Source organism: Crinalium epipsammum PCC 9333 (genome assembly GCF_000317495.1).
Classification (GTDB): Bacteria; Cyanobacteriota; Cyanobacteriia; order Cyanobacteriales; family PCC-9333; genus Crinalium; species Crinalium epipsammum.
Window position 1 is genome coordinate 206,063 of sequence record NC_019753.1, and the last position, 12,345, is coordinate 218,407.

The 12,345-nt window shown below is 39.4% G+C and carries 12 protein-coding genes; 5 read left to right on the plus strand and 7 right to left on the minus strand.

The genetic code is table 11. The features are described from left to right. Positions 1–194 precede the first annotated feature (194 nt). Positions 195–422: a hypothetical protein gene (locus CRI9333_RS24550; protein WP_051035303.1), complete on the minus strand. Its 228-nt coding sequence runs from the start codon at positions 420–422 to the stop codon at positions 195–197. Between the two features lie 530 nt (positions 423–952). Here CRI9333_RS24550 and ctpB point away from each other — a divergent pair. The 3 genes from ctpB (at position 953) to CRI9333_RS00830 (ending at position 4,097) form a co-directional block, all read left to right on the plus strand. After that, on the plus strand, positions 953–2,272 hold the full coding sequence (ctpB, locus tag CRI9333_RS00820; protein ID WP_015201309.1) for a carboxyl-terminal processing protease CtpB: 1,320 nt from the start codon (positions 953–955) through the stop codon (positions 2,270–2,272). A 238-nt stretch (positions 2,273–2,510) separates the two neighbouring features. Next, entirely contained in the window at positions 2,511–3,275 is a 765-nt protein-coding gene (locus CRI9333_RS00825; RefSeq protein ID WP_015201310.1) for a class I SAM-dependent methyltransferase, read from the plus strand. A 24-nt stretch (positions 3,276–3,299) separates the two neighbouring features. Beyond that, positions 3,300–4,097: a class I SAM-dependent methyltransferase gene (locus tag CRI9333_RS00830; RefSeq protein WP_157462217.1), complete on the plus strand. Its 798-nt coding sequence runs from the start codon at positions 3,300–3,302 to the stop codon at positions 4,095–4,097. A 178-nt stretch (positions 4,098–4,275) separates the two neighbouring features. Here the strand turns inward: CRI9333_RS00830 and CRI9333_RS00835 are convergent, their stop codons facing one another. From CRI9333_RS00835 to CRI9333_RS00845, 3 genes are all read right to left on the minus strand, one after another. Further along, a complete protein-coding gene (locus tag CRI9333_RS00835) occupies positions 4,276–5,361 on the minus strand; it encodes a spore photoproduct lyase family protein (protein ID WP_015201312.1) in 1,086 nt (361 codons plus the stop codon). Between the two features lie 237 nt (positions 5,362–5,598). Then, on the minus strand, positions 5,599–6,372 hold the full coding sequence (gene crtW / locus CRI9333_RS00840; protein ID WP_015201313.1) for a beta-carotene ketolase CrtW: 774 nt from the start codon (positions 6,370–6,372) through the stop codon (positions 5,599–5,601). 257 nt (positions 6,373–6,629) lie between these two features. Further along, the gene (locus CRI9333_RS00845) at positions 6,630–6,842 is read right to left on the minus strand and encodes a chlorophyll a/b-binding protein (RefSeq protein ID WP_015201314.1); all 213 of its coding nucleotides are present in this window, start codon (positions 6,840–6,842) and stop codon (positions 6,630–6,632) included. Between the two features lie 403 nt (positions 6,843–7,245). Here CRI9333_RS00845 and CRI9333_RS00850 point away from each other — a divergent pair, with 403 nt between their 5' ends. Next, on the plus strand, positions 7,246–8,064 hold the full coding sequence (locus CRI9333_RS00850; protein ID WP_015201315.1) for an SDR family NAD(P)-dependent oxidoreductase: 819 nt from the start codon (positions 7,246–7,248) through the stop codon (positions 8,062–8,064). A 30-nt stretch (positions 8,065–8,094) separates the two neighbouring features. Here the strand turns inward: CRI9333_RS00850 and CRI9333_RS00855 are convergent, their stop codons facing one another. The 3 genes from CRI9333_RS00855 to lysA all read right to left on the minus strand — a co-directional run bounded on the left by CRI9333_RS00855 (position 8,095) and on the right by lysA (position 11,326). Further along, positions 8,095–8,844, minus strand: a complete 750-nt coding sequence (locus CRI9333_RS00855) for an isoprenyl transferase (protein WP_015201316.1) — start codon at positions 8,842–8,844, stop codon at positions 8,095–8,097. Continuing rightward, positions 8,841–9,755 carry a diadenylate cyclase CdaA gene (gene cdaA / locus CRI9333_RS00860; protein WP_015201317.1) on the minus strand — a complete coding sequence of 305 codons (915 nt, stop codon included), beginning with the start codon at positions 9,753–9,755 and terminating at the stop codon, positions 8,841–8,843. The genes CRI9333_RS00855 and cdaA overlap by 4 nt, the downstream gene beginning before the upstream one ends. Positions 9,756–9,925: 170 nt before the next feature. Continuing rightward, the gene (gene lysA / locus CRI9333_RS00865; RefSeq protein ID WP_015201318.1) at positions 9,926–11,326 is read right to left on the minus strand and encodes a diaminopimelate decarboxylase; all 1,401 of its coding nucleotides are present in this window, start codon (positions 11,324–11,326) and stop codon (positions 9,926–9,928) included. Between the two features lie 240 nt (positions 11,327–11,566). Between lysA and rimI the strand changes: the two genes are divergently transcribed. After that, on the plus strand, positions 11,567–12,280 hold the full coding sequence (rimI, locus tag CRI9333_RS00870; RefSeq protein WP_041225811.1) for a ribosomal protein S18-alanine N-acetyltransferase: 714 nt from the start codon (positions 11,567–11,569) through the stop codon (positions 12,278–12,280). Positions 12,281–12,345: the final 65 nt, after the last annotated feature.

Sequence of the window (12,345 nt, forward strand, 5' to 3'; positions counted from 1 at the left end):
TCTATAAAAACAATAGAAAAAGGGAAGAACTAATTGAACTATGCGTTCAATCTCGGATACAGGCTTATCACATTTACGCTGTCAGCGCGATCGCATACTGCCGCCATCGAAACGAAATATTCCTACCTGGCGTAAATAGAAGGTTCGTCTAGCCAGGTGCAACCAAAAGTTGAAGTTTCTGTCCTCTATAGGTTTCAGCAGTAGAAGTTGTCAAAAGTAAATTTATCACATTTTTCTAACCAAACTTGCTCAATCAAAGCTTGTTCACGTCGAAAAAGCCGCAAAACGCCAGGTTCTTCAGATCCTTGAGAAATTAAAATTGGTATCTCAGGATACTGTTGAGCTAACTGTGCTACATAAATTTCCCGTTGAATACTACCACCGAGTACAAAAAAGGCATCAACTCGTCGTGAAGCTGCCAAGCCTAAACTTCAGGGATTAATTAGTAGCCAAATCCCTAAAATTAAACTTATAATAGACAATAGTAACTGTTTGTATATAAACCGATAACAATGTTGGTACTTGCTGCGATGTGCAGTTAGTTTATTTGGTTGTTTTCTGACCATGATGAAAACAATCTCAAGGAACAGTTATTTAATAACGACAGATTTCAAAAAATTAACTTTCGGCATTTCCTGAAAGTTGAGGCGAGGATGTGAACTTAAATATAATCACACTTCCATATATTTACCTGCAAAATGACAAAAAATGTTAATTTAGTTGGAAAAAATTTTTCCTTAACAGTAATAACACTGAAGAACCCGATCAAAAATTCATGTATTCTTTTAAGAGTAAGGAGCTTTTGAAAAAAGTTGTTTTGAGCTTAACTGAGATCACAACAGCAATAGTGAAAAAAGCTTACAATCTCTAAAAGCGTAAAGTAGACTGTTGCCTGTCTAAGCATAATTACTTAACAAGTTTGATAATATTAACTTTGTTTTAGCCACCCCCCATGAATCAACCTCCAAAAAAGTTCCCGTTGCTCCAAACTGCTTTAGTTAGTTCCGCGATCGCATTCACTACTGGTTCATATTTATTTGCGCCTACCTGGTGTCGCTCAGTCCACGCCGCACTACAAGATAGCCCAAAAACAGTAGTTGATGAAGCTTGGCAAGTAGTCAACAACGAATATGTAGACGGCACATTTAATAAAAATGATTGGCAAGCAGTACGACAGCAGCTATTAAGTAAAAATTACACAACAAAGGAACAAGCATACACTGCCATCCGAGAAGCATTGGGAAAATTGGACGATGCTTATACTCGGTTTATGGACCCCAAACAGTTCCAATCACTGACTAACCAAACTTCCGGTGAATTGTCTGGTGTTGGCATTCGCTTGGAAATGAACGAAAAAACTAAAGCTATCTCAATTGTTGAACCACTTGAAGATTCCCCTGCTTTTAAGGCTGGTGTCAAACCAGGCGATCAGCTAGTGGCAATTGATGGTAAATCAACTAAAGGCATGAGTTTGGATCAAGCATCTGGACTGATCCGAGGAGAGGCAGGTAAGAAAGTTACACTCAAACTGTCACGACCAGGCAAGGGTATATTCGATCTCAGGTTGACTCGCGCTCAGATTCAACTGGCTGCTGTGCGTTCTTCCGTGAAGCAAGAAGGAAATCTCCGCGTAGGCTATATTCGCTTAAATGAGTTTAGTTCTCATGCAAGTGAGCAGATGAGCAAAGCGATCAAAACTCTCAATGACAAGCAAGTAAATGCTTTTGTGTTAGATTTGCGAGGAAATCCAGGGGGTTTACTACACTCCAGTATTGAAATTGGTCGGATGTGGATGGACAAGGGTGCAATTGTTCGCACCGTGGATAGGCGGGGAGACAATGAAGAATTTAAGGCTAATAATACAGCGTTAACCAAGCTACCTTTAGTAGTTTTGGTAGATGGTAACTCGGCTAGTGCCAGTGAAATTCTCAGTGGTGCAATCAAAGATAATCGACGTGGTACAGTGCTAGGGAGTCAAACTTTTGGCAAAGCATTAGTGCAGTCGGTTCATTCTCTGTCTGATGGCTCTGGTTTAGCTGTAACGGTAGCACACTATTACACACCTAATGGTACTGATATTAACCATAAGGGAGTAACGCCAGATATTAAGCTAGACTTGAGTGAAGATCAGCGCAAGCAGTTAGTAGGTAACCCATCAATGCTTGGTACTACTAACGATCCTCAATATGCTCAAGCGATCGCAGTTTTAAAAAGCAACCCGCTTGCTAAACCTCCTGTTAATAAGACCTCACCTTCAGCAAGCCTCCGATAAATTAGTCAGGATTGCAAACTAAAAAGTAAATTAACATCATCCCCCGCCAATTCTGGCAAAGATAGCGGGGGATTTTTAATTTGCTGTTATTTAAGTAGTTAAAATGCGTAAATACTGAATGAATCTCTTGCATAAATTAAATTTTAGATAATTAACCACAGATAAACACAGATGCACACAGATGGGATAACTTATTTTTGCTTATAGTTCTATTAATTGCAGATAGGAGCGTTTTTTTATGCCAGAAACTAGCTGGAATGCTGATCTTTATGAAGGTAAACACGCCTTTGTGTGGCAATATGGCGCAGATATAGTAGAATTGCTTTCTCCTCAACCAGGAGAGCGAATTCTCGATTTAGGTTGCGGGACTGGACAACTTACTGAAAAAATTGCCAGTTTAGGTGCAGAGGTGATGGGAATTGATAGTTCTGCTGCAATGATTACTAAGGCAGAAGCTAACTATCCGACTATCCCATTTGCAGTAGCAGACGCACGAAATTTTCAAGTTGCACAGCCGTTAGATGCAGTTTTTTCTAATGCAGCACTGCATTGGGTTAAAGAAGCAGATGCAGTTATTAGTTGCATTAGGCAGGCATTAAAACCAGGGGGGCGATTTGTGGCAGAATTTGGTGGGAAAGGGAATATTTATGCGATCGCATCAACTCTCTTTAGTATTCTAGAATCAACAGGTTCTACCACCTTAGAAAGCCTCAATCCCTGGTATTTTCCTAGCATCGGTGATTATGCCACACGCTTAGAAAAACAAGGTTTTGATGTCACCTACGCGGTTTTATTTGACCGTCCCACACCGTTAGCAGACAAAGAAGCAGGTTTAGCTAATTGGATAAGAATGTTTGCAAGTACTATCCTTGCCAAATATTCGGCTGCCGAACAGGATAGCGTAATTGCCACACTTGAGCAACGTTTAAAGCCAACCTTGTATCGAGATGGAACCTGGATAGCAGATTACCGCAGGTTAAGAGTAGTAGCTATCAAATCCTAGAATATGATCATTGTTAATGAGATTATGAAAATAATTACCCAGAAATTAAGACCTTACTTTTTACGAGTAGTTATTTTAATCATCTTAGTTACATTAGGGTTAATAGCACCGAATGTAACAGATAAAGCATTTGCGATCGCTCAATTTAATTCTATCTACCAAGAGCGCACAATTCATAACCCTGACGGCATTGGCAAGTTTTATTTAGGTAGAGAAATTGCTCAAGTTATGGGGCATCAAGGCGCAGGATGGTTAGAAAGACCTACTCGCGAAGATGAAGAGAAGCCTTCTTTAGTAGTTAAAGCTCTCAATCTTAAATTAACTGATGTTGTGGCAGATATTGGAGCAGGAACAGGCTATTTTAGCTTTATGATTGCTCCTTACGTAACAGAAGGAAAAGTTTTAGCAGTAGATATTCAACCAGAAATGCTAGAAATTATTGATTTTTTCAAGCAAGAAAAAAATATTACTAATGTAGAGCCGATTTTAGCTAATCTCACTTCGCCAAATTTATCACCAGAAAGTATAGACTTAGCTTTGATGGTAGATGTTTATCACGAATTAGAATATCCATTTGAAATGATGGATGATGTAGTTAAAGCACTTAAGCCAAATGGACGGGTTGTTTTAGTGGAGTATAGGAAGGAAAATCCCTTTATTCTGATCAAAGGGGTGCATAAAATGACTGTTAAGCAAATCAAAAAAGAAATGTCAGCAGCAGGGTTAATTTGGCAAGAAACACAAGAGTTTTTACCTCAGCAACATTTTATAGTTTTCCAGAAACAAAAGAGCGATCGCTCCCCAGCAAATACATCTTTATGATCAAAACTTAATCCAAAATAAATCTTGCCCCCTCCCCTTGGTAAGGGGAGGGTTGGGGAGGGGTATACTCGATAACTCAGTTATTCCATCTGTGTTTATCTGTGTTTATCTGTGGTTAATTATCTAAACCTTTACTGATACCAAAGTATTTATGTAACTGATGATTTCCACAAACTAATTAAGTCCAGTAAAGAATACGGGCAAAAGGATAACGCCGTTGAATTTCACTTTCAAAAAAGCGGCGTAGCTTTTTCATTGTATCCGTATCATAAACATACTTAGTGCCACCAAACTTATTACGTTTAGTACTGCGGGTTTCCTCATTCATATCCAACTTTGAGCTTGGATACCATGTTTGTAATACTTCCTTTGATCCTGGCGTAAAACGATGTGAAATTAACTCAAAAGTTAAATCGCACTCAAAATTAATTGCTTCACTAATTAAGTCAAATAAGCGAGTGTAATGCAACTCCCAATCATCAAGTAGCATAATTGGAGCAATTACCAAACCTACTGGATATTCTCCACCACCTTGCGATCGCGGTAATGCTAATTTTCGTAAAGCTTGCAACCGAGATTTTACTGGCGCTGTACCACCTTCAAAACGACCAGAAACCGATTCAGCATTCACACTAATACGACAGCGTGTGTGATTATTATGCGGTAAGTCTAGTAATTGTTCCACCGCATCAAATTTTGAAACCCAACGCAAATAACCATCACTACGAGTGCCAAAATAACGAATGCACTCGGCTAAACTTCCGGTTAAATGCTCAATTCCTAGTGGGTCAGTATAACAGCTTACTTCAAAACTCGTCTCCTCCTTTGGTCGCTCGAAAGACTTCAAATTATCTAAAATTTGAGGTAAATTAGCAAATACACGAATTATTGGAGGTCCTTGCAAACTACCTGCCAAATAACAGTATTGGCAGTGTGCTGGACATCCTTCGGCTAAGTGAAACTGCCAGTCGGCTGAAGGTGGAATAGGACTAAGTTTAAAAGCAGAAGGCGGTGCATTAACAACTGCAAGAGTACGTTTGGCAACATTATAAGTTTCCCGTTCTGTTTCACCGCGTATACCAGTTATTCTATTTGCAGATAATTCCTGAATAGGCAGATTTAAAGACTCTACTCGCTGTTTAATTTTCTGTCCCCAAGGTTCAGCAAGTGCAGCAGGTGTAAATAATACCTGTTCTGGCATCCACAAACGAGGTTTAGGGGTTTCTGACTCAATTTTTTGGTTGTCTAAAAGTGTATTAGTCATATCTTTTTATCGCAGATGTGAGCAGATAGACGCAGATGGCGCAGATATCACCCAAGATTTTATTGACTTATGCTCATTGGTCTAATTTTTTCAATTAAAAAGTTAAAGTTTTTAATAAAAAACCTGTAATCAACTTATGACCAATTTTTAATTAAAATTAAATGGTTTTCTAAGCTGTAATATTAAATTAGTGAGAAGACAAATTTGAAATTTCTGGAATTTAACTGTGTGAGATTTTTACAAACTCTTGGCATTCAGTTTGTAAGCTTTTGGTAGCTGCCACCAAGACATATAAGGATATTCATGGTGTTCTTCATGGTAGCCAAAATGATAGCAAGTAATAAATGACCAGAAAGCAGGCAATCGAGTAGTTTGAGCGTTATGACGATTACTGTATCCTTCTTTAGGTTCGCGATGTGGCAAGTAGCTACCAAAATAGAATAATTGCAGCGAACTTAATATAGAAGGAACCACCCAGAAATAAGTAAGATTTACTTCTGATATAGGTAGTGTGTATTGAATAGTATGAAATGTAGCAACTAAAGCTACAAAGCGTACCCAATTCCAGTACTCTTGCATAAAATGAAAGTACCAAGCAAAAAAATTGGTGTGTTTGCCATCATGAAAATCTGGATCTAGTTCACTAGCTGGATGACCATGATGTAGCCTATGTTTTTTTTCTAATTCTTCATACGAAAGGTAAGCATATAATATGAGAAATAAAGTACCTATAAAATCGTTAATCTTGCGATTTTGAGGAAAAACTATCCCGTGCATGGCATCGTGGGCAGTAATAAATAAGCCTGTATATAGAAATGTTTGCCAAGCAATTGCAATTAATAACCCCCAGAGAGGTAGCCGGGAAATATCTAGCGACATTAGTAGGGCGATACTACATACCCATACTGCTAAGATTGCGATCGCAATGATAACTGCATAATACTTCCCTCCACTTTTGAGCATTGACTTAAGTTCTATTCGGTTTGCTGTTGCTTGCTGAGATTGGATCACGCTGTTACTCCGTCTAAGGTTCCGGTAATGGTTGATAAGCTAAATGCTATATATATTTAGCACGCCCTAATTATCCTATGAGAAAATGGACATTGTGAAAATCCTTATTTTGAGATAATTTTAATTAAATGTGCATAATTCCAATAAAAATCAAAATTAGTATAGCTAATTATTAATTGTTAATTATTAATTGCTAATAGGCTGGCAGTTTTAGAAAGTTCTAAATCCGCCAGCCCTAAACTTCTATTAATTAACTATTAACGAACGACGTACTGAGGTAGCACGTGCAATACATCACGAACAACACTATAGCCAGCGATGTCCCAGAGTAAATAAGCAAGGAAACCAATCATTGCTAAACGTCCGTTCCACAATTCTGCTTGAGGATTTAATCCAAACAAGAATGCATTGCGATCTTTGCCGTTATAAGCACTAGCAACAGGAGGTAAATCAGTAGGGCGAGTTTGCATTTTGTTTCAACCTTTTACATTACTTAACAATTTGTTATATTCACATACTAGCCACCAGCTTAGATGGTGCTATCTGTCTTTAGTAGCAAAAATTATCCACCTCTTTAGAGCGAGGCTTTGCTTTAGTAATAGAGGTTATTGAACACTGACTGTTTAATAAGTTTTGCCTACGCCCTTAGAGATAGTAGTAAAAAAATAATTTTGTTGATTTATAAAAATTTGGAGTAGTCAATCTATCCCACGATAGAAGTAAAAGCCCACATAAAAATTAGCTAAATTTGCCATTTAAAATTAGAATATTCAATCCCTGATTTCCTGATAAATATCTTACGCAAGAAAGAAGGTTTACTAACCAAGGTTTAAGACACTAAAAAAGCAAGATAATAAGCTTGGGGTAGAGAAAATGGGTTATACAGCACTAATTACAGGCGGTTCGGAAGGAATTGGTAAAGCAATAGCTTTGTTGATGGCTAATAAAGGATATGATCTGGTACTAGCGGCGCGTCATGCTGACCGCTTAGAAGCTACAGCCGAAGAAATAAAAGCACTTGGTCGTGATGTACTCACTGTCCCTACTGATGTGAGAGATGCTGAACAAGTGAATGTACTTGTGCAAAAGGCACTGGCACATTATGGTTCTATTGATGTGTTGGTCAATAATGCAGGTATTTATATTTCTGGTCCTGTTGAGGAATTTTCTCTCAGTGATTGGCATCAGGCTATAGATACAAATTTATGGGGATATATCCACACAATTCATGCACTATTACCTCATTTTTTACAAGGAGGTAGTGGAACAATTATTAATATCAGTTCGATTGGGGGTAAAGTTCCTTTACCTTATTTAACGCCTTATACTACCACTAAGTTTGCGGTGACAGGTTTAACGGAAGCTTTGCATTCAGAGTTAGCACCTAAAGGCATTCATGTGTGCGGAATTTACCCAAGTATTATTAAGAGTAATTTTTTGCAACGGGCAATTTTTCGGGGTAAGAATGAAGAAGATACTAAAGTGCGCCGTGAACAGGTAGAACAGGTGGTTGCTGTACCTGTGGTAGAAAAACCTGAAGATGTGGCAAATGCTGTTTGGGATGGTTTGAAAAATCGCAAGTCTGAGGTTTTGGTAGGCTCTGCTAATATGTCCGCCGTAGCTAACCGGATGTTTCCTAGTTTGATGCAGTCAATTATTAGGAGAACTTTTAAGTTAAAAGATAGAACCTGAATCAATCAATTTACCATACTTGTTAATTGTTCATACTTTTCCGAATCTGCGATCGCGCTTTTGATAAGCAGACAAAGCTCGATGAAACTCTGCTCGGTTAAAATCTGGCCACAAAGTTTCTGTGATATAAAATTCTGCATAAGCTAATTGCCATAGCAAAAAGTTACTAATTCGCATCTCCCCACTTGTACGAATTAATAAATCTGGATCAGTTAAATTCGCCGTATAGAGATGTTTAGCAAATAAAGTTTCATCAATAGCATCAGGTTCTAGTAAACCTTGCTGTACTTGAAGTGCGATCGCTTGACAAGCTTGCAAAATTTCTTGTCTTCCACCGTAATTAGTCGCTACAGTAAAACAAGTGCCTTGATTATTGGCAGTAACCGCCATTGAACGCTCAATTTCTGCTTGCAGCGACGCTGGTAGCGCCATTAAATCTCCTACAAACCTAATTTTGACATTTTCCTGGATCATCTCCTCCAGTTCGCGCCGTAACACCCGCTCAAACAACATCATCAAAAAATTAACTTCTTCCAACGGACGACCCCAATTTTCCGTAGAAAAAGCATACGCGGTAAGTGCTGGAATGCCCCAGTCACTACAGCAGCGCAGCAAATCTTTCAAGGCATCAACCCCGCGCCGATGCCCCATCATTCGTGGTAAACCTCGATGTTTAGCCCACCTGCCGTTTCCATCCATAATTACCGCTACGTGCTTAGGCAGGCGGTTTTGATCGATATCGGCAGGTAGCTCTTTGAAAATAGTTGGCTTGGGAGTCATTTCTTCCGTTGAGAAGTGGATGACGGCAGACGAAAAACACGGCTGAAAATTGTCTGCCCTTTAACGAGAATTTTGCGTCCTAGACTGCGTAAACCAGGTGCGACTGCCTTCTCATCACGGGCTGGAGAAAATTTCGCCTCCAGCAATTCTTTAAGTTTACTGCTGGTCAATGGTCGATTGAGTATTCCTCTTTCTGCCAAAGAAATGGAACCTGTTTCTTCAGATACAACAATACACACACAATTTCCGACTCTTTCAGTAATTCCCATTGCTGCCCGATGCCGTGTACCCAACTGTCGGGAAGCTGTACGATCCGAAAGTGGCAAAATTACCCCAGCAGCAACAATGCGATCGCCACTGATAAAAACCGCTCCATCGTGTAATAGTGTTGTCGTCTGAAAAATGGTTTGCAACAGTTCCTTAGAAAGTTCGGCATTAAGTTTAACACCTGGCACCGAAAAATCGCGCTCATCAATCGGGCTATTAGTTTCCAAAATCATCAGCGCCCCAGTACGGTTTTGCGACAATTCCTTTACCGCATCCACCATTTCATCGATCACACTATCTGGTTTGGGAATAGCACGACGGACAGGTTGAAACAACTGCAAAATTTGTCCTCGCCCTAGCTGTTCTAAAAAGCGGCGAAATTCTGATTGAAATACCACCGCCATCGCCAGCGCAGAGCCAAGCACTAATTTTTCCAGCACAAAACTTAATAGTTCGAGCTTCAGTTGTTTACTGACTGCGGCTGCTAGCATCAGGACAATTAAGCCTCGCACCATCCACAGAGTACGTCGCTCCCCAATAATGAGCAGCACTAGATATGTGAGAGCTAGAACTAATCCTATATCTACACTGTGAAGCAGTAAGGATTTAGCCCAAGCGGGGTCATAACCAGTACCCGAAGGCATTGAACGTTTATCAACTTAGCTAAAGTTGGCTGATCTGACAAAGCTAATAGCAATTAGCTAACAACTAACTACTATCAACTTCTCATGGGTTGATTTTATGCTATTTAGTGCCTTAACCGCTTAACAGTTATCAGTTATTAGTTACTAAATAGCCATTTACTGTTAAGTTTTTACTGTTTATTGACCAAGCGTTCGGGTAAACGATCATGCCTAATTAAATCTTCGTTGGTTTCCCTCTGCAAAATTAGGTTTGCTTCGCCATTACTCACTAAAACTGCTGCTGGACGGGGTAAGCGGTTGTAGTTAGAAGACATACTGTAGTTATAAGCACCCGTCCCCATAACTACTAAAATATCTCCGGCTTCAGTTTTAGGCAGTCGGGCATCCTTAATTAAAATATCTCCAGATTCACAGTGCTTACCAGCAATTGTCACTGTTTCTGTAGCATCAGCAGACATTTTATTAGCAATAACTGCTCGGTAGCGAGACTGATAGGTAATTGGGCGGGGGTTATCAGACATCCCACCATCAACTGCTACATAAGTGCGAATTTCTGGAACTACCTTAGTGCTGCCTACAGTATAAGCAGTAACACAAGCAGTACCAATTAGCGATCGCCCTGGTTCACAAAGTAATTTTGGCAGAGGTATTTGCTGATTTTCACAAGCTTTAACTACAGCTTCACAAACACCTTTGACCCATTCCTCAATACTAGGCGGATCATCTGATTCTGTATAACGAATTCCTAAGCCACCGCCGACATTTAACTCTGATAATTGCAAGCCATACTTAGTTGCTTTATCGAACCACTCAACCATCACACCAGCTAAATCTTGATGCGGTTGGCGCTCAAAAATTTGTGAACCAATATGAGCGTGTAAACCTAGACAATTTAATGCCGGATTTTTGCTCAGGAAAGTAAATACTTGCTCAATTTGGTTAGGATCAAAACCAAACTTACTGTCTAAATGACCAGTGCGTATGTACTCATGGGTGTGACATTCAATGCCTGGAGTCAACCTGAGCATGATTTTGATTGGTTCACTAGAGCTTGAATCTGCGATCGCTACCAAATTCTGCAACTCTAACCAGTTATCTACTACAATCGTACAGCCGGATTGAATCGCTAATTTTAGTTCAGCAATGGATTTATTATTGCCATGAAAATAAATTTTATTCGGGCTGACACCTGCTTGCAGAGCAGTGTATAACTCACCACCTGATACTACATCAATACCCAAACCGACACTTTTGGCGATCGCGCAGACAGCAAGGCAATTCCAAGCCTTAGAAGCATATAAAACCTGCGACTGACCAGGATAATACCTCTTGAGCGCATCGTTATACTGACTGCAAGTAGTCAAAAGCGTCGTTTCATCCAAAATATATAAAGGTGAACCGAATTCCTGTACTAAGCTTGTGACATCACAGCCACCAACTTCTAGGCAGTCGCGATTGTTAACTTGAGCAGTTATAGGTAAAAGTTCTTGATTGGGTGAGCGATTTGCCTGATTTTTCGGTAGATACTGAAGTCCAGAATTTTGAACCTCAATCGTGTGAGTCGATACCATAATGTGATGTTTTTCCGAGTGAGTTAGAACTAAGGGCTGAGAAATAATTTAGCAATCAACAGTGAGCAGCAATGACTTATTGAACATCATTTCTCCCCACAGTCTCCTCCAACAGAAGGAGCAGGAGCTTGTAACATAAATAATTCCTAATTAATAAATTTTAACTGTTCCCCCTTCACTTTTAACTTATAACTTTTTGACCATGAATTGTCCCCTATTGTTAGTGTACAATTAAAAACTGTGTCTTTTTTAGAACTTAAACCACTAAAAGCTGAACAGCTTCCAGCCGTAGTCGAGCTTGACCAACTTTGTTTCGGTGGTCATTGGACTTTAGACGGTTATCGACGAGAGTTGGAAAGTAGTAGCAGTCATTTCCTGACTGTATGCTTAAGCTCTAAGAGCGTTGATTGCAAGAGCCAAAGTAACTACGATCTTGAAACCTCTAATAATTCTCAATCAGGGCAGCTAACCGCACAACAAAGCAACGCCTTAAATTCCAATTCATTGGGCGTAGCAACGCGTACTGAAGCAGAAATCCCATCTCAATTAATTGGTTTAGGCTGTTTTTGGTCAATTTTAGAAGAAGCTCATATTACATTACTAGCTGTCAATCCTGAATATCAAAATCAAGGGTTGGGTAAGTTGCTGTTTTATGGTTTACTGTATCTTGCTCATCAACAAGGATTAGAGCGGGCAACATTAGAAGTCAGAGTATCTAATCAAACAGCTTTGTATCTCTATAAAAAATTTGGATTTCAGGAGGTGGGTAAGCGTCGCCGCTACTACCAAGATACTGGTGAAGATGCTGTAATTTTATGGCGTAATCATTTAGCAACTGCTGAATTCAACAAAATATTAATGGCATGGCAGCAAGAAATTAAGGCGAATTTGGATACTAAAGGCTGGAATTTATTAATTGCAGATCCCCGCTTCCAAAACAATAAAGAATTTTAGTCGTCAAAAATCATTACCAAAACCTAAGCTATGTAACTTAAGCCAGAACCAAGCTGATTGCTATT

What these genes read in the sequence shown, in the direction of transcription:
- CRI9333_RS00845 (WP_015201314.1), bottom strand. Translation starts at nt 6,842, where the DNA reads ATGCAAACTCGCCCTACTGATTTACCTCCTGTTGCTAGTGCTTATAAC.
- CRI9333_RS00835 (WP_015201312.1), bottom strand. Translation starts at nt 5,361, where the DNA reads ATGACTAATACACTTTTAGACAACCAAAAAATTGAGTCAGAAACCCCT.
- CRI9333_RS00850 (WP_015201315.1), top strand. Translation starts at nt 7,246, where the DNA reads ATGGGTTATACAGCACTAATTACAGGCGGTTCGGAAGGAATTGGTAAA.
- CRI9333_RS00830 (WP_157462217.1), top strand. Translation starts at nt 3,300, where the DNA reads ATGAAAATAATTACCCAGAAATTAAGACCTTACTTTTTACGAGTAGTT.
- cdaA (WP_015201317.1), bottom strand. Translation starts at nt 9,755, where the DNA reads ATGCCTTCGGGTACTGGTTATGACCCCGCTTGGGCTAAATCCTTACTG.
- ctpB (WP_015201309.1), top strand. Translation starts at nt 953, where the DNA reads ATGAATCAACCTCCAAAAAAGTTCCCGTTGCTCCAAACTGCTTTAGTT.
- CRI9333_RS00825 (WP_015201310.1), top strand. Translation starts at nt 2,511, where the DNA reads ATGCCAGAAACTAGCTGGAATGCTGATCTTTATGAAGGTAAACACGCC.
- lysA (WP_015201318.1), bottom strand. Translation starts at nt 11,326, where the DNA reads ATGGTATCGACTCACACGATTGAGGTTCAAAATTCTGGACTTCAGTAT.
- CRI9333_RS00855 (WP_015201316.1), bottom strand. Translation starts at nt 8,844, where the DNA reads ATGACTCCCAAGCCAACTATTTTCAAAGAGCTACCTGCCGATATCGAT.